The sequence below is a fragment of the Micromonospora orduensis genome (assembly GCF_006228125.1).
GTDB lineage: Bacteria > Actinomycetota > Actinomycetes > Mycobacteriales > Micromonosporaceae > Micromonospora > Micromonospora orduensis.
The window spans coordinates 82,496-103,599 of sequence record NZ_VDFY01000157.1 but is presented as its reverse complement, the minus strand read 5'-3'; the positions used below and the strand labels follow the sequence as shown (position 1 = coordinate 103,599).

At 72.5% G+C, this 21,104-nt stretch carries 15 protein-coding genes; 6 read left to right on the top strand and 9 right to left on the bottom strand.

All coding sequences use genetic code 11. From position 1 onward, the window contains the following. Positions 1–206: 206 nt before the first annotated feature. A complete protein-coding gene (eno, locus tag FHG89_RS15640; RefSeq protein WP_139585116.1) occupies positions 207–1,490 on the bottom strand; it encodes a phosphopyruvate hydratase in 1,284 nt (427 codons plus the stop codon). A 213-nt stretch (positions 1,491–1,703) separates the two neighbouring features. On the opposite strand from eno, the gene FHG89_RS15635 reads away from it, so the two are divergent. Next, a complete protein-coding gene (locus FHG89_RS15635; protein WP_139585115.1) occupies positions 1,704–2,396 on the top strand; it encodes a hypothetical protein in 693 nt (230 codons plus the stop codon). Positions 2,397–2,412: 16 nt separating this feature from the next. Here the strand turns inward: FHG89_RS15635 and FHG89_RS15630 are convergent, their stop codons facing one another. The 4 genes from FHG89_RS15630 to mfd all read right to left on the bottom strand — a co-directional run bounded on the left by FHG89_RS15630 (position 2,413) and on the right by mfd (position 9,559). Further along, complete coding sequence (locus tag FHG89_RS15630) at positions 2,413–4,032, bottom strand: DUF885 domain-containing protein (protein WP_139585114.1); 1,620 nt, start codon at positions 4,030–4,032, stop codon at positions 2,413–2,415. Positions 4,033–4,100: 68 nt separating this feature from the next. Continuing rightward, positions 4,101–5,072, bottom strand: a complete 972-nt coding sequence (locus FHG89_RS15625) for a nucleoside triphosphate pyrophosphohydrolase (protein ID WP_139585113.1) — start codon at positions 5,070–5,072, stop codon at positions 4,101–4,103. Positions 5,073–5,074: 2 nt separating this feature from the next. Beyond that, positions 5,075–5,863: a SurA N-terminal domain-containing protein gene (locus tag FHG89_RS15620; protein ID WP_139585112.1), complete on the bottom strand. Its 789-nt coding sequence runs from the start codon at positions 5,861–5,863 to the stop codon at positions 5,075–5,077. A gap of 66 nt (positions 5,864–5,929) precedes the next feature. Beyond that, positions 5,930–9,559 (bottom strand): transcription-repair coupling factor, encoded by a 3,630-nt coding sequence (gene mfd / locus FHG89_RS15615; protein ID WP_139585111.1) that lies wholly within the window; start codon positions 9,557–9,559, stop codon positions 5,930–5,932. Positions 9,560–10,091: 532 nt separating this feature from the next. Here mfd and FHG89_RS15610 point away from each other — a divergent pair. Then, positions 10,092–11,003 (top strand): cyclase family protein, encoded by a 912-nt coding sequence (locus tag FHG89_RS15610; protein WP_139585110.1) that lies wholly within the window; start codon positions 10,092–10,094, stop codon positions 11,001–11,003. Positions 11,004–11,122: 119 nt separating this feature from the next. Continuing rightward, positions 11,123–12,046, top strand: a complete 924-nt coding sequence (locus FHG89_RS15605) for a helix-turn-helix domain-containing protein (RefSeq protein ID WP_139585109.1) — start codon at positions 11,123–11,125, stop codon at positions 12,044–12,046. Between the two features lie 304 nt (positions 12,047–12,350). Here FHG89_RS15605 and FHG89_RS15600 read toward each other — a convergent pair whose 3' ends face one another. Then, a complete protein-coding gene (locus tag FHG89_RS15600) occupies positions 12,351–13,391 on the bottom strand; it encodes a S66 family peptidase (RefSeq protein ID WP_139585108.1) in 1,041 nt (346 codons plus the stop codon). A 71-nt stretch (positions 13,392–13,462) separates the two neighbouring features. Between FHG89_RS15600 and FHG89_RS15595 the strand changes: the two genes are divergently transcribed. Together FHG89_RS15595 and ppc are read left to right on the top strand one after the other, a co-directional pair. Then, the gene (locus FHG89_RS15595; RefSeq protein WP_139585107.1) at positions 13,463–14,491 is read left to right on the top strand and encodes a hypothetical protein; all 1,029 of its coding nucleotides are present in this window, start codon (positions 13,463–13,465) and stop codon (positions 14,489–14,491) included. A 128-nt stretch (positions 14,492–14,619) separates the two neighbouring features. After that, positions 14,620–17,406: a phosphoenolpyruvate carboxylase gene (gene ppc, locus FHG89_RS15590; protein ID WP_139585106.1), complete on the top strand. Its 2,787-nt coding sequence runs from the start codon at positions 14,620–14,622 to the stop codon at positions 17,404–17,406. A 70-nt stretch (positions 17,407–17,476) separates the two neighbouring features. Here the strand turns inward: ppc and FHG89_RS15585 are convergent, their stop codons facing one another. Beyond that, positions 17,477–18,295, bottom strand: coding sequence for a hypothetical protein (locus FHG89_RS15585; protein ID WP_139585105.1), 819 nt, complete (start codon positions 18,293–18,295; stop codon positions 17,477–17,479). A gap of 54 nt (positions 18,296–18,349) precedes the next feature. Between FHG89_RS15585 and FHG89_RS15580 the strand changes: the two genes are divergently transcribed. Beyond that, on the top strand, positions 18,350–19,528 hold the full coding sequence (locus FHG89_RS15580; RefSeq protein ID WP_139585104.1) for a DNA recombination protein RmuC: 1,179 nt from the start codon (positions 18,350–18,352) through the stop codon (positions 19,526–19,528). A 1-nt stretch (position 19,529) separates the two neighbouring features. Here the strand turns inward: FHG89_RS15580 and FHG89_RS15575 are convergent, their stop codons facing one another. Further along, on the bottom strand, positions 19,530–19,961 hold the full coding sequence (locus FHG89_RS15575) for a hypothetical protein (protein WP_139585103.1): 432 nt from the start codon (positions 19,959–19,961) through the stop codon (positions 19,530–19,532). A 45-nt stretch (positions 19,962–20,006) separates the two neighbouring features. Then, positions 20,007–20,984, bottom strand: a complete 978-nt coding sequence (locus FHG89_RS15570; RefSeq protein ID WP_139585102.1) for a 4-hydroxy-3-methylbut-2-enyl diphosphate reductase — start codon at positions 20,982–20,984, stop codon at positions 20,007–20,009. Positions 20,985–21,104: the final 120 nt, after the last annotated feature.

Genomic DNA, 21,104 nt, shown 5'->3' with positions numbered 1-21,104 from the left:
CCCCGCGGCTCGGCGCGTACACCGGTCTCGCGGACCGACCCACGGGTGCCCCGGCCGCCACCCGGCCGGCCGGACTGACCCGGCCGGCGGGCGGGACGCTGACCACCCGGTGTGCGCCGCTGCTGCATCGTCACACCCCTCCCCCGAGGCTTCATGCGTTACAGAGATTGCCGGGAAGCCCCGCGGTGGGGCTTCCCGACCACGTCTCAGGCCGAACGGTAGCGCGGGAACGCGCCGGCGCCCGCGTAGCGCGCCGCGTCCGCCAGCTCCTCCTCGATCCGGAGCAGCTGGTTGTACTTGGCGACCCGGTCGGAGCGGGCCGGCGCACCGGTCTTGATCTGACCGCAGCCGGTGGCCACCGCCAGGTCGGCGATCGTGGTGTCCTCGGTCTCGCCGGAACGGTGGCTCATCATGCACTTGAAGCCGGCCCGGTGGGCCAGGTCCACCGCGTCCAGGGTCTCGGTCAGCGAACCGATCTGGTTGACCTTGACGAGGACGGCGTTCGCCGCCTTCTCCGCGATGCCGCGGGCGATGCGCTGCGGGTTGGTCACGAACAGGTCGTCGCCGACGATCTGCACCCGGTCGCCGATCGAGGCGGTGAGCGTCTGCCAACCGCTCCAGTCGTCCTCGGCCAGCGGGTCCTCGATCGACACGATCGGGTACTCGTCGGCGAGCTTGGTGTAGTAGGTGCTCATCTCCTCGGCGGACTTGCCGGCGCCCTCGAAGGTGTACGTGCCGTTGTCGAAGAACTCGGTCGCCGCCACGTCGAGCGCGAACACGATGTCGGTGCCGAGCCGGTAACCGGCCTTCTCGACCGCCTCGGCGATCAGGTCCAGGGCGGCGGCGTTGGTCGGCAGGTTCGGCGCGAAGCCGCCCTCGTCGCCGAGCCCCGTCGACAGGCCCTTCTTCTTCAGCACCGACTTCAGCGCGTGGTAGACCTCCGCGCCCGAACGCAGCGCCTCACGGAACGTGGGCGCGCCGATCGGCGCGATCATGAATTCCTGGATGTCGACGTTCGAGTCGGCGTGCGCGCCACCGTTGAGGATGTTCATCATCGGCACCGGCAGCAGGTGCGCGTTCGGGCCGCCCAGGTAGCGGAAGAGGCTCAGCTCAGCGCTGCCGGCGGCCGCCTTCGCCACCGCCAGGGAGACCCCGAGGATGGCGTTCGCGCCCAGCTCCGACTTGCTGTCGGTGCCGTCGATGTCGAGCATCTTCTGGTCGATGAGCCGCTGCTCGCTGGCCTCGTACCCGATGATCTGGTCGACGATCTTGTCTTCGACGTTGGAGACCGCCTTCTCCACGCCCTTGCCCTGGTAGCGGTCGGCGTCACCGTCGCGCAGCTCGATCGCCTCGAACGCGCCGGTGGAGGCGCCGGAGGGCACCGCGGCGCGGGCCACCGTGCCGTCGTCCAGGCCGACCTCGACCTCGACCGTGGGGTTGCCCCGCGAGTCGAGAATCTCCCGGGCGACGATTCCCTCGATGGTTGCCACTGAGTCGCTCCTCGTTGTTGTGATCCGGTCCGTGGGTGGGCCGCGACGGTGCGGCTGAGGCAGGTGTTGAACGCAGCGTATCGGGCCACGGGAAAGGGCACGGCGTCGCCCGCGTACCCGACCCGCCCCGGACTGACGGACATTCCCGGATTTCCGGGCGTCAACCGGCAACTGGTTTGCGCTGCGCGGACCAGATCCACCAGGCTTGTCGTCATGCCCGCCGCCTCGACCACCCTCCGCATGCTCGCCGTGTCGGTCATCGCGTCGCTCACGGTCACCGGCTGTCAGACATTCGAGGACGCCGGAGTCGCCCTGGAGCGCTCCGAACTCGTCAACGACCTCGCCGCCCGCCTCGACCGGGCGCTGGAACTGACCTACTCGGCCGACTACCAGCTCCCCGGCGGCCGGAGCGCCGCGATCGTGCAGGCGCAGGACCCGGCCCGCTCGTCGTACACCTACCCGGGTGGGCGGCTCACCGTCACCCCGGAGGCGGTCACCCGGTGCACGGGCACCGGACCTCGCACCGAGTGCACGCTCGTCGCACCGCCCACACCCGCCGGCAAGCCCACCGTGTCGCTGTTCACCGAGGCGAACCAGCAGGGCCTGGCCACCCCACCGGTGGTGGTGGGGCTGCTGACCGCCGCCGCGCTCGACCCGCAGGCGGTCATCAAGCAGACCGACACCACAGTCGCCGGGCGGCACGCCACCTGCGTCGAGGTGCAACGGTCGGACGGCGACTTCACCGCCTGCGTGACCACCGAGGGTGTGCTGGGCAGCTTCACCGGGCCGGTCGACGGCAAGCCGATGGAACTGGCGCTGAGCCGCTACTCCGAGACGGTCCGGCAGGACGCGTTCGACCCGCCCGCGGGCGCGAACGTGGTGGACCGCCGCCCGGGCGGTTCATGAGCGGCGCGGGGGTTCCCTAGACCCCGAGCAGGGTGCGCAGGTGGCGCGGGGGCGGGCAGTCGTGGGCGAGCATCGCGTCGTGCCACTCGCGCGTCGACACGCCGTCCGGGCGGGCGGCGGCGATCTCGGCCACCTCGCTGTACCCGACGAAGTAGGTGGACAGCTGCGTGGAGGTGAGCAACGCCCGGCGCCACTTGCCGGCCGCCTCGCCCTCCTCCTGGAAGCCGCGCCCGGTCATCAGCGCCATCGCCTCGGCCTCGGGCAGCTCCTCGGCGTGCACCAACTGGTCGAGCAGCGCGTTGATGGTCATCCGCAGCTGCATCTTGAGCTGCTGCAACCGCACCGGCAGCCCGCCGAAGCCCAACCCGGCCATCAGCTCCTCGGCGTACACCGCCCAGCCCTCGATGAACGGGCCGGACTCGGCCAGCGCCCGCACCCGCGTACCACCGACGTAGCGGCGGGCGTGGGCGAGCTGGAGGAAGTGCCCCGGCATCGCCTCGTGCACGGTCAGGTTGCGGATCATGTGGTCGTTGTACTCGCGGTAGAACGACTCGACCCGCTGCGCCGGCCAGTCCGACGGGGTGGGGGCGATGCAGTAGAAGGTGGGGACGTTCGCGGTCTCCAGCGGGCCCGGTGAGTCGCAGTACGCCACGGCGACGCCCCTGGCGAACTCCGGCATCTCCTGGATGACACACCTGTCGTCGACCAGGCTGACGAGGTCGTGGAGGCGGACGAAGTCGGTCGCCTCGTCGAGGGTGACGCCGGCCAGCTCGACGATTGTCGCGTCGTCGGGGTGTTCGGCGGCGAGCACGTCCAGTGCCCGGCGTACGGCCTCGTCGTCGGCCCGGCCACCGACCAGCTCGACGGCCGCGGCGCGGATCTCGTCGGTGACCCGGTCCAGGTTGGCCCAGGCGCGGCGTTGGATCTCAGCGGCGCCCAGCTCGGTGTCGAGGGTGTGCCAGAGCCGGGCCTCCCAGCGGCGACGGCCCAGCCGTGGGTCGCGGCCCGGCCCGGCGTCGGCGGCGAGGCCGGCGCGCAGCCAGGCGACGAACTCCTCGATCGCGGCGATCGCGGCGGTGGCCGCCGGCTCCACCCGGTCGAGGCTGCCCGGCGCCTGGGCGATCAGCCCCGGCAACTCGTCACGGATCAGCGCGGCCGTGCCGGTGAACTGCCCGACCGCCGTCTCGGCGTGGATCCGCGGCATGTCCCGCAGGGTCGCGCGGGCCGTGGCGAGGGCGTCGGGTACGGCGGCGAGCCGGCCGGCCAGCTGGGTCAGCCGCACCTCGGCCGGGGCGTACGGGCGGGCCAGCAGCGGGTGCAGCAGCGGGCCGGGGTTGTGCCGCAGCGGGTTCCACTCGTGGGAGCGGATCTCGGTCAGCTCGAACAACTCCCGGTCGACGAACGAGGTGAGCAGCGCGTGGTCCACCTGCTCGTCGACGTCGAGCGAGTCCGGGTCCAGCTCGGACAGCGCGTTCGCCGCGTCGGAGAGCATCGCGAGATCGCCGGTGACCGCCCCGGCGGACAGATCCGGCAGCCGGTCGTCGAACCGGTGATCCCCCACCGAGGTGGCAACCCCCGGCCGAGACTCCAGTAAAGCCTCGACAACCCGCTCAGCGAGAACCCCAAACGCCTCCACCCGACCACCCTACCGACCGTCGTCCGCCGGCCAGGTTGATCAAGGTGCTTGCGTCAGGATCCGGCCCGTCAACTGCCTTCGGCGGCGCGGATGGCCTCGGCGTACGCCAGGGTCGCGCGGCGGAGCGCGTGTTCCGGGTTCAGGTTGGCCTCTCGGGCCGCGGCCACCGTGGTCAGGAGGCTCGCTCCCAGCCTCGCCTCCTCGTCCACCTGGGTGTCGGCCAGCGGAGGTGGGACGGCCAGGCCGATACGGGCGGCGCGGTCCAGGATCTGCGCGGCAAGGGCCAGCGCGGGCTGGCTCAGCGCCACCCCGTCCAGCACCGAGTCGCGCGCCTTCTCGGCCCGCTTGATCCGCTCCCAGTTGGCGGTGATCTCCTCCAGCGTGCCCGCCTCCGCCCCGGCGAAGACGTGCGGATTGCGCCGGACCATCTTGTCGACCAGGCCTCCGGCCACGTCGTCGATGGTCCACCGCTCACCCTCGGGCAGCTCCTCGGCGAGCCGCGCGTGCAACACCACCTGGAGAAGCACGTCGCCCAACTCCTCGCGGAGCGCGTCGGTGTCGTCGGCGCCTATCGCGTCGTACGCCTCGTAGCTCTCCTCCAGCAGATACCGGGCGAGGCTACGGTGCGTCTGCGCCCGCTTCCACGGATCACCACCCGGCCCGGCCAGCCGGTCCATCACGGCCACCGCGTCCAGCAGACGGGCACCCGGCGGGTCCCACGAGCCGTACATCAGCTCCATCTCGGCCAGCCCCGGCTCGCGCGCCAGCCGCAGACCCAACTCCCGGGCCAGCGCCTCGTCGCCGGCCGGGCCGGCCAACCAGACCGCCGTACCGTGCGCCGCGGCCAGGTCCAGCAGCCGCTGCGTCGCCGGGCCGTCCACCACGGCCACCTCGGCGCCCGCCTGGCGCACGGCCGTGACCAGCTCACTCTCCGCGCCGGTCAGCACCGGATGCTGACGTACCACGTCCCAGGCGGCCGCGGTCAGCAGGCCCGCGGGCAGTCGGGGCGAGGTGACCAGCAGGACGATCCGTGCCGTCATGCTCAGCTGGCCGTGCCCTCGGCGTCCGGGCTGCCGCTGGACGGCACCGACTCCGGGGTGGAGATGTCCGTGACCGGGCCCTCCTCGTTGATGTACGGCAGCGAGTAGAAGACCAACGACTGGCCGGTGCTCACCACCGACGGCACGCCCACCGCCCGGAAACGCGGGTTGATCGTGACGTCGACCCGGTCGGCCTCCTCCTCCAGGGCGGCGCTGAGCGCGGTGGCGCTACGCACGAAACCGCCGTCGCCGAAGGCCCGCCGCACGTCGGCCACCTGCATCCCGCCCTGGATGGCCCCGGTCTTCGTGAGGGCGTCGTAGACCGCCATCAAGGAGTCGTCGCTCAGGTCGGCCGGCGGAAGCTGCTGGTTGAGCGCCTGGAGCAGGTCGATCCACTCACTCCAGAGCTTGGCGTACTCGGTGCTGGCCGGCACCCGCAGGTTCTGCTCCAACTGCTCCGGGCTGACCTCGTCGGGCACCTGGAGGTTCTTCGCCGCCGCGACCCGCTTGCCCAGGTCCAGGCTGACCAGCAGGTTCACCACGTCCTGCCGGGTGACGGCGGAACGCAGCTGCTCGGGCGACGGCGACGCGCCCGCCTGGCCGGCCTCCCGGCGGACGGCTTCCCCGTACTTCGCCTGCACGTCGTCGTAGATCGCGTCGACCCGGTCCAGGGAGTACGTCGTGTCACCGACGTACGCGGCGACGTCCGGCGCGGACTTCCCGCAGGCAGCGAGGGAGAGGACACCCAGAGCCGCGACGCTGGCGGCGGCGATCACACGGCGAGCACGCATGCCCGTCACTCTCTCATGCCCTCCCGCTCGCTGTGACGGCCCCCACCGCACCGCGCCGGCCCCACCTCACGTCGCCGCGACGGCGAGCGGGGCGGGAGCACCCAGCACATCGGAGAGCAACTGAGCACACCACTGGAGCAGCGCCTGGTCGCGCAGCGGCTCACCACCGACCCGGCGGGTCGTCGGCCGGGGCACACTGACCTGATCGGTGGCCTGCTTGTAGACCGCGTCCGGGTGGTAGCGCTTGAGCCGCAACTGCTTCGAGTCGGGCAGCGGCAGCGGCCCGAACCGTACGTGCTTGCCCTGCATCGACACGTCGGTCAGGCCGTAGCGGCGGGCCAGCAGGCGGAACCGGGCCACCTCCACCAGGTTCTGCACCGGGGCCGGCGGCTCGCCGTACCGGTCGGTCATCTCGGCGATCACCTCGCCCAGCCGCTCCTCGTCGCGCGCCTCGGCGAGCTTGCGGTACATCTCCAGGCGCAGCCGCTCCACGCTCACGTAGTCGTGCGGCAGGTGCGCGTCGACCGGCAGGTCGATCTTGACGTCGGGCTCGTCCTCCGACCGCTCACCCTTGAACGCGGACACCGCCTCGCCGACCATCCGCACGTACAGGTCGAAGCCGACGCCCTCGATGTGCCCGGACTGCTCGCCGCCGAGCAGGTTGCCGGCGCCCCGGATCTCCAGGTCCTTCATCGCCACGTACATGCCGGCACCCAGCTCGGTGTGCTGCGCGATGGTGGCCAGCCGCTCGTGGGCGTGCTCGGTGAGCGGCTTCTCCGGCGGGTAGAGGAAGTACGCGTACGCCCGCTCCCGGCCCCGGCCGACCCGGCCCCGGATCTGGTGCAGCTGGGCCAGGCCGAGCAGGTCGGCCCGCTCCACGATCAGCGTGTTGGCGTTCGGGATGTCGATGCCCGACTCGACGATCGTGGTGCAGACCAGGACGTCGAACTCCTTCTCCCAGAAGCCGACCATGACCTTCTCCAGGGCGTCCTCGCTCATCTGGCCGTGCGCCACCGCGACCCGCGCCTCGGGCACCAGCTCCCGCAGCCGCCGGGCCGCCCGGTCGATCGACTCGACCCGGTTGTGCAGGTAGAAGACCTGCCCGTCGCGGAGCAGCTCACGGTGGATGGACGCGGCCACCTGCCGGTCGTCCTGGGCGCCGACGAAGGTGAGCACCGGGTGCCGCTCCTCCGGCGGGGTGGCGATGGTGGACATCTCCCGGATGCCGGTGATCGCCATCTCCAGGGTGCGCGGGATCGGGGTGGCCGACATGCTGAGCACGTCGACCGACGCGCGCAGCGTCTTCAGGTGCTCCTTGTGCTCGACGCCGAAGCGCTGCTCCTCGTCGACGATCACCAGACCCAGCTGCTTGAACCGGGTCGCCGTCTGGAGCAGCCGGTGCGTGCCGATGACGATGTCGACGGTGCCGTCGGCGACCATCTCCAGCGTCCGCTCGGTCTCCTTCGCGGTCTGGAACCGCGACAGCTGCCGGATCTGCACCGGGAACTGGCTCATCCGCTCGGCGAACGTGTTGTAGTGCTGCTGCACCAGCAGGGTGGTCGGCACCAGCACCGCCACCTGCTTACCGTCCTGCACCGCCTTGAACGCCGCCCGGACCGCGATCTCGGTCTTGCCGTAGCCGACGTCGCCACAGATCAGCCGGTCCATCGGGACGGTCTGCTCCATGTCCCGCTTGACCTCGTCGATCGCGGCGAGCTGGTCGGGCGTCTCCTGCCAGGGGAACGCGTCCTCCAACTCCCGCTGCCAGGGCGTGTCCGGGCCGAACGAGTGCCCCTTGGACGCCTTGCGCGCCGCGTACAGCTGGATGAGCTGCGCGGCGATCTCCCGGACCGCCTTGCGGGCCCGGGCCTTGGACTTCTGCCAGTCCGAGCCGCCCATCTTGTGCAGGGTGGGCTGCTCGCCGCCCACGTAGCGGGAGAGCTGGTCGAGCTGGTCGGTGGGGACGAACAGCCGGTCGCCGGGCTGGCCGCGCTTGCTGGCCGCGTACTCGATGACCAGGTATTCCCGGCTCGCGCCGTTGACGGTGCGCTGCACCAGCTCGACGTACCGGCCGATGCCGTGCTGCTCGTGCACCACGAAGTCGCCGGCCTTGAGCTCAAGCGGGTCGATCGTGTTGCGCCGCCGGCTCGGCATCTTGCGCATGTCCCGCGTCGAGGTGCCCCGACCGCCTGTCACGTCGTTGCCGGTCAGCACCACGAAACGGGACGCCTCGTCGACGAACCCGCTGCTCAGCGCCCCGCAGGTGACCACCAGGTCACCGGGTGCGGGCGCGGTCGGCACCTCCTCGGCCAACCGGGCGCCCAGCCCGGCGTCGCGCAGCACCTCCACCGCCCGCTGGGCGGGGCCGTGCCCCTCGAAGACCAGCGCGATCGACCAGCCCTCGCCGGCCCACCGCTTGAGGTCGTCGACGACCCGGCTGGTCTCGCCGTGGTAGAGCGGGGCCGGCTGGGCGGCGAGGGTCACCGCGATGGCGTCGTCCGGGGTGACCGACGCCTGCTCGGGCGCGTCCTCCCAGGGCTGGCGCGTCCCGGCGGTCTCCGCCTCCACCAGGCCGAACGGGGACAGCGTCCACCACGGCTGGCCGAGCCTGCCGGCGGCGGCGCGCACCTCGGCGAGGGTGCGGAAGGCGGCGGCGCCGACATCCACCGGCGCCTGGCCGCCGACCGCGGCGGCGGCCCAGCTGGCCTGCAGGAACTCCTCCGAGGTACGCACCAGATCGTGCGCCCGTGTGCGGATCCGCTCCGGGTCGCACAGCAGCACGTGGGTGCCGGCCGGCATCGCGTCCAGCAGCAGCTCCAGCGAGTCGGGGCCGACCAGCACCGGGGCCAGCGACTCCATGCCCTCCACCGGGATGCCCTCGGCCAGCTTGTCCAGGATCTCCGCCAGCTCCGGGTGCTCCTGCGCCAGCGCGGCCGCCCGGCCCCGCACCTCAGGGGTCAGCAGCAGCTCCCGGCAGGGCGGCGCCCACAGCAGCGGGACCTGCTCGATCGTCCGCTGGTCGGCGACGGCGAAGGTGCGGATCTCCTCCACCTCGTCGCCCCAGAACTCCACCCGGGACGGGTGCTCGTCGGTGGGCGGGAAGACATCGAGGATCCCACCGCGCACCGCGAACTCGCCCCGCTTGGTGACCAGGTCCACCCGCGCGTACGCCATGTCCGTCAACCGACGGGCGACCTCCTCCAGGTCCGCCTCCTCGCCGGCCGCGAGCTGCACCGGCTCCAGATCGCCCAGCCCTTTGAGCTGCGGTTGGAGCAGCGAACGGACAGGCGCCACCACCACCCGCAGCGGCCCGGTGCCGCCGTGAGCGTCGGTCGACTCCGGGTGCGCCAGCCGACGCAGAACGGCCAACCGCCGCCCGACGGTGTCCGAACGGGGCGACAGCCGCTCGTGGGGCAGCGTCTCCCACGAAGGGAACACCACCACCTGCTCGGACGGCAGCAACCCGCCCAGCGCGGCGGCCAGGTCGTCGGCCTCCCGCGTGGTGGCGGTCACCGCCAGCACGGGCCGCCCGGCCCCCTCGTTGTCGGCGGCGACCGCCGCGACGGCGAACGGGCGCAACGCGGCAGGGGCGGTGATGTCGAGGCCGTCGACCTGGGCGGCACCGGAGCGCGCCAGGTCACGCGCCCGGGCCAGCCCCGGGTCGGCCAGGGCGGCGGAGAACAGACCGGTGAGCATGTGATCACTTCCAGGGGAGTCGACGCACACGACGGCTGCCCCTCGTCCGGTCGGACGGGGGGTGCACGACAACAAGACTAGCCCCGTCCACCGACAGCCACCCCCTTCCGCCCCAGGTCCAACACCGCGCCCCGCGCCCCGCGCCAAGATCGTGCTCGATCCTGGGGCCGAGCCCCGCGCGGCACCCCACCACCGCGGCCCGGTGGCCACGCCACCCGCCCTCACCACAAGATCCGCGCAACTTCAGGGAAACTGCGGCATCACGGCGCGCTGAAGCAGCACTTTCCCTGAAGTTGCACGGATCTCCGCCGCACAACGCGCGGAACGCACCTCGCAACGCACGCGGAGCCCTGCCCGCGCAGCGCGCGAGGACCCCTGCCCGCGCAGCGCGCGAGGACCCCCGCCCGCGCAGCGCGCGAGGACCCCGCCGCGTCAACACGTAAGGAACCCGCCGCGCGACGCACCCGGCCCCGCCGGGGCGGCGGAGTGTGCGGATCTTGACCGGGGCGGGGGGTCGTGATCGGGTTTGGGCATGGGTGGGAAGTGGCGGGTGCAGTTCGACGCGGAGGTGAGCTTCGCGAACGGCGGCGGGTTGCGCACCGAGGGGTTCCGGCTGGACATCCAGGGTCGGGAGATCGGTGACGAGGATCTGGCCGCGCTCTTCGTGCGGCACCTCGGGCTGCTGATGGTCTCCGACGTAAGGATCAGCGCAAAGACGATCGTCGAGGAGCCGCACAAGGGGGGCCGGGGTGTGACAGGGGTGCCCGGCACCGGCCGCCGGCTCGTCGAGCTGAGCCATGTGATCAGCGACGGGATGGTGACGCTGCCCGGCTGGCCGGCGCCGCGGATCGGTGACTGGTTGACCTTCGCGGAGTCCCGGGCGAACTACGCCCAGGGCACCGAGTTCCGGGTGGCCCGGATCGACATGGTCGCCAACACCGGCACGTACCTGGACACTCCGGCGCACCGGTGGGCCGCCGGCGACGACCTGACCGGGGTGCCGCTGGACCGGGTCGCCGACCTGCCCGGGGTGGTGGTCCGGGTCCCCGCGGGCGCCCGGGCGGTGGACCGGCTGATGCTGGCGCCGTACGAGGTGGCGGGGCACGCGGTGCTGCTGCACACGGGGTGGGATGCGCACTTCGGGACCGAGCGGTACGCCGCGCCGGAGGCGCCGCATCTCACCGGGGAGGCTGCCCGGGCACTGGTCGATGCCGGTGCCGCCCTGGTCGGGATCGACTCGAGCAACATCGACGACATGAGCGCGGCGGCAGGTGGTGAACGCCCCGCGCACAGCGCTCTGCTGGCCGCCGGCATCCCGATCGTGGAGCATCTGACCGGCCTGGACGCGCTGCCGCCGAGTGGCTTCCGGTTCACCGCGGCCCCGCCGATGGTGGCCGGTGTGGGCACCTTCCCGGTCCGCGCCTTCGCCGTGGTCGACGGCTGACGCCACCGGGCCGAGGCCGAGCGTCCCGGTCGAAATGAGGGGTGGACCGGGGGCGGGTTAGCCGACACCATCGTGGGAGAGCGAAAGATCGCCATGCCGGTCGTGAGCCAGGGGGAGCGATGCCCGCAGAAGGCACCGGGAGTGATCCGCGCCGCCGCACCACGCCCGCGCGGTGGCGGGTGCTGGGGCACCCGGACGGAATGTTGATCTACCAGGTGCACTGCATCGTCGAGGACCACGGCTGGACGGAGACCGCCGCCGAGGACCGCCACAAGATCGTGCTGGGCCGCTCCGGGGCGTACCGGCGTCGGCTCAACGGACGGGTCGGGCTCTCCGACGCCACCTCGGTACTGGTGACCCGGCCCGGCGACGAGATGTCGGTGGCGCACCCGTTCGGCTGCGGCGACTCGTACACCTGCCTGGAGATCGATCCGGCGGTGCTGGCGGAACGCAAGGACGCGGAGCGCTGGCTGGACCAGCGCGGCTGGGCCGGCACCTCGGACGCCACGCTGGACCTGGCGCACCGCCTGCTGGTGGCCGAGTTCCGGCGCGGGCTGGACGGGTTCGAGATGGCCGAACGGCTGCAACGGTTCCTGGCCCGCCTGCTGCACCACAGCGCCCTCAGCTCGGATGACGTGGACGCCGAGGTGGAGCGGGCGGTACGGCGACGACCGGCGACACTGGCCGCGCACCGGCGGCTCGCCGACCGGGCCCGGGAGGTGCTTGCCAACTCCGGCTTCACGATGAGTCTGGACGAGGTGGCGCGCGAGGTGGGCAGCTCACCGCACCACCTCAGTCGGGTGTTCCAGCGCATGACCGGCAGCAGCCTGACCGCCTACCGGAACCGGCTACGGGTGCGGGAGGTGCTGAACACCCTCGCCGAGCCCGACAGCCGCCCGCTCGGCGCGCTCGCCACCGAGTACGGCTTCGCCGACCAGGCACACCTGACCCGGGTGGTCCGCGAGCAGGTCGGTCATCCACCGGCTCGACTGCGCCGGCTGCTCACCGCCGCCGCTGGCGACGACCCGAGCGGAACGGCCTGACCGGCCGCACATCGCACCCGGGCGACCGCGCGCCGGGCCACGACTGGCGGAACGACAGCGTGGAGGTGCCGCACGTGGGGTGTACGGCACCTCCACGGGCGCGCGCCGAGGCGGCCCGCCACAGGTCCGGTCGGGGCGTCGGACCTCCCCGAACAGGTCCGCGTGCCGCGCTCCGCCAGCTGTCGCTGGCGGCTCCCGGACCGACACGGACCATCCTGCCGACGCGCGCCCACCCCGGTCTTGAACAAAATTGCTCATTCACCCAGAGCCCGACCCGGGACGAGACAGCCCGAGCCGGCACCGGTCAGTAGCGCACCGCGATCCGGTGGTCGACGGCGTCGACCCGGATCTCGCCTCCGTACGGGATGATCAGCTGCGGGTCGGTGTGGCCGAGGTCGACGTCGAAGACCACGACGGCGTCCGGGTTGTAGGTGGCGAGCGCGCGGATGATCGCGTCGCGTTGGGCCTCGCCCCACGCGAGCCGTTCCGGCACCGAGAACGGCTTGTCGAAGTCCCACGCCTTGGGCCGGCCCACGACGACGGCCGGGAAGGCGGCGAGCAGTCCCCGTTCTCCCATGTTCCGCACGATCCGGAAGACCTCCCGCGCGCCGGGCAGCTCGTTGGACGTCTCGAAGACGAGTACGGACCCGGTCAGCTGGTCGACGGTCGGCACCCGGTCGGTGGCCATCAGCCAGTGCAGGATCTCCAGGCAGCCGCCCCAGGTGCGTCCCCGCACCACCCGCGCCGGCCCGTGCCACCGCCAGCCGGATCCGGGCAGCATCTCCGGTTCGTACGCAAGCATCTCGGGCTCGTGCCACGGGTTCGGCCGGTCTCCCCAGAACGGTGCGGGGGTCAGGTCGTACCAGCCGGTGGTGAACAGCGCGGCGCGCAGCGAGTCGAAGGTGAGCGGGTGCGGCGCACCCGGGCGGCCGAGGTGCACAAGCACCGACCCGCCGTGGTACGCCACGATCCCCAGCCGGTACAGGTGGTTGAGCACGTTCGTGTTGTCGGAGTAGCCGAAGTAGGGCTTCGGGTTGGCCCGCAGCACGTCGTCGTCGAGGTGCGGGGTGACCGTGATCAGGTCGTCTCCGCCGACGGTGGCGAGCACGGCGGTGATGCCCGGGTCGGCGAAGGCGGCGGTCAGGTCGCGGGCCCGGTCGCGCGGGTCCGCTCCCGCCGCGCGGGTGGTCGGGTACTCCACGGGCTCCAGGCCGAACTCCTCGCGCAGCCGGCGCAGCCCCAACTCGTACACGTGCGGGAAGACGGCCGGTAGGCCGGCGGAGGGCGAGACGACCGCGACCCGGTCGCCCGGCCGCGGTTTCGGCGGATAACTCAGCGACACCATGATCAGAAGCTAGCCGCCCGGCCAACCGGTTTTCGCCCGGCGGATCCCCAAACGGGCCATAGGCTGACAAGGTGGACCAGGCACCGCAGGGTGGATCCCGCGACTGGGCGCCGCGCAGCATCGGGCTGCTCCTCGGCACCCTCGCGCTGGCCACCGCATTCATCGCGGCCTACGTGGGTGCGCTGCACCAACCCACACCCCGGGACCTGCCGGTCGGCGTCGCCGCCGGCGACCAGCGCGCCGAGGCGACGCTCGCCGCGGTGCGCGACCAGACCACAATCATCAAACCCATCGGGTACGACGACCCGGGCGCCGCCGAGCACGGTCTGCTCAGCCGCTCGGTGTACGCGGTGCTCAGCAGCCGGGACAGCGGTCTGCTCCTCACCGTCGCCAGCGCGTCCGGCCCCTCCGCGACAAGCGCGATCCGCGAGGTGCTGACGACCGCGGCGGCCCGCTCCAACACCCCGCTCGAGGTCGTCGACGAGGTGCCGGTCCCCCCGGCCGACCCGCGCGGGGTGGTGCCGTTCTACCTGAACGTCGGGTTCGTGCTCGGCGGGTACCTCGCCTCCACCGTGCTCGGCATCTCCGCCGGCACCACCCCGCGAACGGCGCGTCGGGCCGGGCTGCGGATCGCCGCGCTCGCGGTCTACAGCGTGCTGCTCGGCATCGCCGGCGCGCTCGTGGTCGGCCCCGGCCTGGGCATCTGGCACCACGACGTCCCGACCATCGCCGCCATCGGCGCGCTCGCCGTCTTCGCCGCCGCGATGCTCGCCAGCGCCATCCAGGGATGGCTCGGGGTCGCCGGCACCGCGCTTGTCATCCTGCTCCTCGTCGTGCTCGGCAATCCCGGCTCGGGCGGCATCTACGCGCCGGAGTTCCTGCCCACGCTGCTGCGCGGCATGCACCGGTGGAACATCCCCGGACTCGCCAACGACCTCACCAAGGCGGCTGTGTACTTCGACTGGCGGTCGGCGGGCTGGCCGGCGGCGGCGCTCGCCCTCTGGGCGGTCCTCGGCGCGGTCGGACTGGTCACCGCCAGCCTGGTCCGCGGCCGCCGGGCCGGCGCCTCCCACCCCACCCCGACCCGGGACGGTGGTTGAGATCACGTCCGAATCGGCCCTTGCGGGACAGGAGATACGGCGGGGCCCCTCCTGTCATCCGGGTCCGCGCGGATACGATCCAGGGAGTCGGACAGCGCTGTCCTTCGTACCAACGTAAGGAGCGCATCGTGACCGACCAGCACGACCACGACGGCCCGGACGCCGCGCTGCGCGCCGACATCCGCCGGCTCGGCACCCTGCTCGGGCAGACCCTGGCCCGCCAGGAGGGCCGCCCGCTGCTCGACCTCGTCGAGGAGATCCGCGCCCAGGTCCGCAGTGACGCGCCGGCGGCCGCCCAGCGGCTCGGTGGGCTCGACGTGACCACCGGCACCAAGCTCGCGCGGGCCTTCTCCACCTACTTCCACCTGGCCAACATCACCGAGCAGGTGCACCGTGCCCGGGACCTGCGCCGCCGCCGCGCGGTGCAGGGCGGCTGGCTGGACCAGGCCGCCAAGATGATCGCCGAGCGTGGCGTACCGGCCGAGGAGATCGCCAACGCCGCCCGCCGGCTGGCCGTCCGACCGGTCTTCACCGCGCACCCCACCGAGGCGGCGCGCCGCTCGATCCTGTCCAAGTTGCGGGCCATCGCCGACGAGCTGGACACCGAGACCGCCAACGCGATCCTCTACGGCGCCAGCGACGAGGGCCCGGCCAACCGCCGCCTCGCCGAGCTGCTCGACCTGATGTGGCAGACCGACGAGCTGCGGCTGGACCGACCGGACCCGACCGACGAGGCCCGCAACGCGATCTACTACCTGCGCGACCTGTACGCCGAGGCCGCTCCGCAGGTGCTCGACGACCTGGCCGACACGCTGCGGGTGCTCGGCGTGGAGACCTCGCCGACGGCCCGCCCGCTGAGCTTCGGCACCTGGATCGGCGGCGACCGCGACGGCAACCCGTTCGTCACCCCGGCGGTCACCCGCGAGGTGCTGACCATCCAGCACGAGCACGGCATCGCGGCCACCGAGAAGGCGATGGACCACCTGATCAACGAGGTGTCCGTCTCCCGTCGGCTGCGCGGGGTGTCGCTGGACCTCTCGGCCAGCCTCGCCGCCGACCTGGACGCGCTGCCCGAGGTGGCGCAGCGCTTCCGCCGGGTCAACGCCGAGGAGCCGTACCGGCTCAAGGCGCGCTGCGTGAAGGCGAAGCTGGCCAACACCCGGCAACGGCTGCGCATGGGCACCGCGCACGTGCCGGGACGGGACTACCGCGGCTCCGCCGAGCTGGTCGCCGACCTGGAGCTGCTGCGCGCCTCGCTGGCCCGCAACTCCGGGCAGCTCACCGCCGTCGGCCGGCTGGCCTCCACCATCCGTACGGTGTCCGCGTTCGGCCTGCACCTGGCCACCATGGACGTACGGGAGCACGCCGAGGCGCACCACGCGGTGCTCGCCCAGCTGTACGAGGCTGTCGGTGAGGTGTCCGAGTACCCGGCGCTCAGCCGGCTGGAACGCACCAAGCTGCTCGCCGACGAGCTGACCGGCCGCCGCCCGCTGTCCACCCTGGACACTCCGCTCACCGAGGCGACGCGCAAGACGTTCGACGTGTTCAGCACGATCCGCGAGGCACAGGACCGGTTCGGCAGCGAGATCATCGAGTCGTACATCATCTCGATGACCCTGGGCGTGGACGACGTGCTGGCCGCCGTGGTGCTGGCCCGCGAGGCCGGGCTGGTGGACGTGCACAGCGGGCGCGCCCGGATCGGGTTCGTGCCCCTGCTGGAGACCCCCGCCGAGCTGAACGCCGGCGGGGAACTCCTCGACGAGCTGCTGTCACTGCCCGCGTACCGGGCGCTGGTGGCGGCCCGGGGTGACGTGCAGGAGGTCATGCTCGGCTACTCGGACTCCAACAAGGAGGCCGGGATCACCACCAGCCAGTGGTCGATCCACCGGGCGCAGCGCGCGTTGCGGGACGTGGCCGCCCGGCACGGTGTGCACCTGCGGCTGTTCCACGGCCGGGGTGGCACGGTGGGGCGTGGCGGCGGGCCGACGCACGAGGCGATCCTCGCCCAGCCGTACGGCACGCTCGACGGCGCGATCAAGGTGACCGAGCAGGGCGAGGTGATCTCCGACAAGTACACCCTGCCCTCGCTGGCGCGGGAGAACCTGGAACTCACCCTCGCCGCGGTGCTCCAGGCGACGCTGCTGCACACCGCACCCCGGCAGCCGGCCGAGATGCTGGAACGCTGGGACGCGACGATGGACGTGGTGTCCGAGTCGGCCTTCCGGTCGTACCGGTCGCTTGTCGAGGATCCGGACCTGCCGGCGTACTTCTGGGCGTCCACGCCCACCGAGCTGCTCGGCGCGCTGAACATCGGCTCCCGGCCGGCGAAGCGCCCGAACACCGGCGCGGGACTGTCCGGTCTGCGGGCCATCCCGTGGGTGTTCGGCTGGACGCAGACCCGGCAGATCGTGCCGGGCTGGTTCGGTGTCGGCTCGGGGCTGGCCGCCGCCCGCGAGGCCGGGCTGGCCGACGTGCTGGCCGAGATGCACCGCAACTGGCACTTCTTCCGCACGTTCCTGTCGAACGTCGAGATGATGCTGACCAAGACCGACCTGAGCATCGCCCGGCGGTACGTCGAGACGCTGGTGCCGAAGAAGCTGCACCCGATCTTCGAGCAGATCGAGCGGGAGTACGAGTTGACCAAGCGGGAGGTGCTGGCGGTGACCGCCTCCCCCGCCCTGCTGGAGAACTCGCCGGTGCTCCAGCGCACCCTCGCGGTACGCGACACCTACCTGGAGCCGCTGCACCACCTCCAGGTGGCCTTGTTGCGGCAGTACCGCGACTCGGGCGCCGCCGGCCGGGCGGTGGCCACCGCGCCGGGCGGCCGCCGCGCGCCGAGCGACGGCACCGCCCTGGAGCGCGCGCTGCTGACCACTGTGAACGGCATCGCCGCCGGTATGCGCAACACCGGCTGATCAGGCGGAACGACGAAACAGGCCCCGGTCGCCACGACCGGGGCCTGTTTCACACGTCGTTCACCGACGGTCAGAAGTCGCCCCCGCCGAAGTCACCGCCCCCGAAGTCACCACCGCCGAAGCCTCCGCCGAAGTCACCGCCTGCGTAGTCGCCCCCGCCGACGTCACCGCCGACGTCGCCACCCTGGTCACCCCCGAAGTCCTGGTCGCCGCCGTCCCCGCCCTGGTCGACGCCGTCGCCGAAGCCCTCCTGGTAGCCCTCGTCGTACCCGTACCCCGGGTCGGCGAAGGCCGGCGAGAACAGCGCGTCGGCGATCAGGATGCCGCCGAGCACACCGGCGCCCGCGCCCAACGCCGTCTTCCACCACGGCGTCGAATACCAGCCGGCCGGCACCGGACGGCCCTGGTAACGCCCACCCGGGTAGTAGTAGGGCGTTTCCCGACCCGGCTGCGGACCGGCCCGGAAGGTCTGCCCCTGCACGTCGACCGTCCGTTCCTTGGTGAGCTGCCCGACACCGCGCGCGGCGGCCAGCGTCGGCAGCTCGGGACCGGGATCGATGCCCAGCGCGGTACGCGCCGCCCGGATGTACGCGAGCCCTTCCAGCGCAGTCTCCCGGGCCAGCGCGAACTGGTGCGGCGTGGACGCCTGCTCCAGCTGCGAACCCGCCGCGTTGTACCGCTCGCCGGCGTCGGCGAGCGCCTGCCGGACCGCCGGCTCCTCGCCCTGCAGGTTCATCAACTGGCCGCCGAGGCGCTCGTACCAGCGGTGCGCCTCCGCGCGGGCGTCGCCCAGCTCGGTGCGTCGACGGGCGGTGGCCTGAGCGCGGATGAGCGCCCCGGCGCCCAGCGCGCCGACCAGCACGACCGCGAGGCAGAGCACAAGTTCCATGTCAACGAACGTACCCCCGGGTGTCACGTCGTACCCGTCTGGCAAGCTCCGGTGATGGACGTCTCGACGCTGCTGCTGGTGATCGTGTGCCTCGGCGTCGGCGGTGCCGTGGGTTGGCTCGCGGCCCGGTCCCGGTCGGTGGCCGACATCGCCCGCCTCGACGCCACCCTGGCCGCCACCCGCGACGGCGAGGGGCGGCTGGAGCAGTCCATGCGGGCGTTGAGCTACGAGGCGACCGCACAGTCCCAGGAGGCGGTGGCCCGGGCGGTCGCTCCGCTGCACGAGACCCTGCGGCGCTACGAGCAGCGGGTGGCCGAGCTGGAGCACGACCGGGTCGACGCGTACGCCGAGCTGCGGGAGCAGGTGCGCTCGATGAGCGCGGTCTCCGGCGAGCTGCGTACCGAGACGAAGCAGCTGGTGGCGGCGCTGCGCGCGCCGCAGGTGCGGGGCCGGTGGGGTGAGCACCAGCTACGCCGGATCGTCGAGGCGGCCGGCATGCTGGAGCACTGCGACTTCTCCGAGCAGGTCACCGCCGCCACCGACGCGCAGGTCGTCCGCCCGGATCTCGTGGTCCGGCTGCACGGCGGGCGGTCGGTGGTGGTGGACGCGAAGGCGCCCTTCGACGCGTACCTGACGGCGATGGAGGCCCGCGACGAACGCGGCCGGGACACCCACCTCGACGCGCACGCCCGGCACCTGCGGGGGCACGTGGACGCCCTGGCCGCGAAGTCGTACTGGTCGGCGTTCGACAACTCACCGGAGTTCGTGGTGCTGTTCGTGCCCGCCGACCCGTTCCTCGACGTCGCGTTGCAGCGCGACCCGTCGCTGCTGGAGCACGCCTTCGCCCGCAACGTGGTGCTGGCGACGCCGGCCACCCTGGTCGCCCTGCTCCGCACGGTGGCCTACTCGTGGCGGCAGGAGGCGTTGGCCCGCAACGCGCTGGCGGTGCACACCCTGGCCCGGGAGCTGTACGGCCGGCTGTCCACGCTCGGCGACCACGTGGGCAAGCTCGGGTCGTCGCTGGCCGGGGCGGTGACCGCGTACAACCGGGCGGTCGGGTCGCTGGAGGCACGGGTGCTGGTCAGCGCCCGCAAGCTCGCCGAGCTGGGCGTCTCGGACGACGAGTTGGCCACGCCGGCGCAGGTCGAGTTGACGCCCCGGCAACCGCAGGCACCCGAGCTGGTCGACGCGGCAGACGACGAGGTGGCGGCCGGCGAGCCGAGCCGTCCCTGAGTCAGGCTGGCTGGGCCGTCTCCACCTGGAACGGGGTGCCCTGCTGGCAGGTGGTCATCACGCCCGCCTCCACCCGACCGGTGACGGTGACCTTCGCGCCGGCGCGCAGCACGTCCCGGGGGCCACCCAGCAGCAGGTACCCGTCGAGCAGCACGCAGTTCGGCTCGACACCGGCGGTGACCGTGCCGGTGAGCGTGGTCGCGCCCACCGGCGGCGGCAGCGTGGGGCCACCGGGCTTCGGCCGGCGTCCCGGCGTGGTGGTCACGCCCGGGTCGGGGGTCGCCGGTACGGCCGTGGACGGCGACGGCTCCGGACTGGGCTGGCCGGTCGCCGGCGCGCTCGGGCCGGGGGTGGTGGGGTCGTTCGTTTCGCCGCAGGCGGCCAGTGCGGCGCACAGCACGAGGGCGGGTACGACGAGCCGAAGAGTCCTCATACCCGTATCCGACGTACCGTGTCGCCGAGCCGTTCCCGCCGGCACTCAGCCGCGCGCCGCGGCGGCGGCCTTCATGTCGCGCTTGAGCTCCTGCGGCAGCGAGAACGTGAGCCGCTCGTTGGCGGTGGTGATCTCCTGCACGTCGCCGAAGCCGCGCGCCGCGAGGTGGGCCAGCACGTCCTGGACCAGGTCCTCCGGGACGCTCGCGCCGGAGGTCAGGCCGACCGTGGTGGCGCCCTCCAGCCAGGCGTCGTCGATCTCGTGGGCGAAGTCGATCAGGTGACCGGCGCGGGCGCCGGCGTCCAGGGCGACCTCGACCAGGCGGACCGAGTTGGAGGAGTTCGTCGAGCCGACGACGAGCACCACGTCGCAGTCGGCGGCGATCTCCTTGACCACGTGCTGCCGGTTGGAGGTGGCATAGCAGATGTCGTCGCTGGGCGGCGACTGGAGCAGGGGCAGCCGCTGCTTGAGCCGGGCCACCGTCTCCAGCGTCTCGTCCACCGAGAGCGTGGTCTGGGAGAGCCAGACCACCTTCTCCGGGTCGCGGACGGTGATCTTGTCGGCGTCGTCCGGGCCGTCCACGAGCTGGATGTGCGCGGGGGCCTCACCGGCGGTGCCGATGACCTCCTCGTGCCCCTCGTGGCCGATCAGCAGGATGTCGTAGTCCTCGGCGGCGAACCGCTTCGCCTCCTGGTGCACCTTCGTGACCAGCGGGCAGGTCGCGTCGATCGCCTTCAGCGAACGCGCCTTGGCCTGCTCGTACACCTCCGGCGCCACGCCGTGCGCGGAGAAGATGACGGTGGCGCCCTCGGGCACCTCCTCGTTCTCCTCCACGAAGATCGCACCCTGGGCCTCCAGGGTCTGCACGACGTGCTTGTTGTGCACGATCTGCTTGCGCACGTAGATCGGGGCGCCGTAGAGCTTGAGCGCCTCCTCGACGGTCTGCACCGCCCGGTCGACACCCGCGCAGTAGCCGCGGGGCTTGGCCAGGATCACGCGCTTGCCGGTCCGGAGATCAGTCACCCACCCATCCTACGTGCCGCCCCGTCACCCGCCACCGCCCGCGACCCCAACCCCTTCCCGCGTCGATCATGAAGTTGTTGCCCCGACACGCCGGCGCGGAGGGCAACAACTTCATGATCG

What these genes read in the sequence shown, in the direction of transcription:
- FHG89_RS15575 (WP_139585103.1), bottom strand. Translation starts at nt 19,961, where the DNA reads ATGAGGACTCTTCGGCTCGTCGTACCCGCCCTCGTGCTGTGCGCCGCA.
- FHG89_RS15625 (WP_139585113.1), bottom strand. Translation starts at nt 5,072, where the DNA reads ATGACGGCACGGATCGTCCTGCTGGTCACCTCGCCCCGACTGCCCGCG.
- FHG89_RS15585 (WP_139585105.1), bottom strand. Translation starts at nt 18,295, where the DNA reads ATGGAACTTGTGCTCTGCCTCGCGGTCGTGCTGGTCGGCGCGCTGGGC.
- FHG89_RS15605 (WP_139585109.1), top strand. Translation starts at nt 11,123, where the DNA reads ATGCCCGCAGAAGGCACCGGGAGTGATCCGCGCCGCCGCACCACGCCC.
- FHG89_RS15580 (WP_139585104.1), top strand. Translation starts at nt 18,350, where the DNA reads ATGGACGTCTCGACGCTGCTGCTGGTGATCGTGTGCCTCGGCGTCGGC.
- FHG89_RS15635 (WP_139585115.1), top strand. Translation starts at nt 1,704, where the DNA reads ATGCCCGCCGCCTCGACCACCCTCCGCATGCTCGCCGTGTCGGTCATC.
- FHG89_RS15610 (WP_139585110.1), top strand. Translation starts at nt 10,092, where the DNA reads ATGGGTGGGAAGTGGCGGGTGCAGTTCGACGCGGAGGTGAGCTTCGCG.
- FHG89_RS15620 (WP_139585112.1), bottom strand. Translation starts at nt 5,863, where the DNA reads ATGCGTGCTCGCCGTGTGATCGCCGCCGCCAGCGTCGCGGCTCTGGGT.
- FHG89_RS15600 (WP_139585108.1), bottom strand. Translation starts at nt 13,391, where the DNA reads ATGGTGTCGCTGAGTTATCCGCCGAAACCGCGGCCGGGCGACCGGGTC.
- mfd (WP_139585111.1), bottom strand. Translation starts at nt 9,559, where the DNA reads ATGCTCACCGGTCTGTTCTCCGCCGCCCTGGCCGACCCGGGGCTGGCC.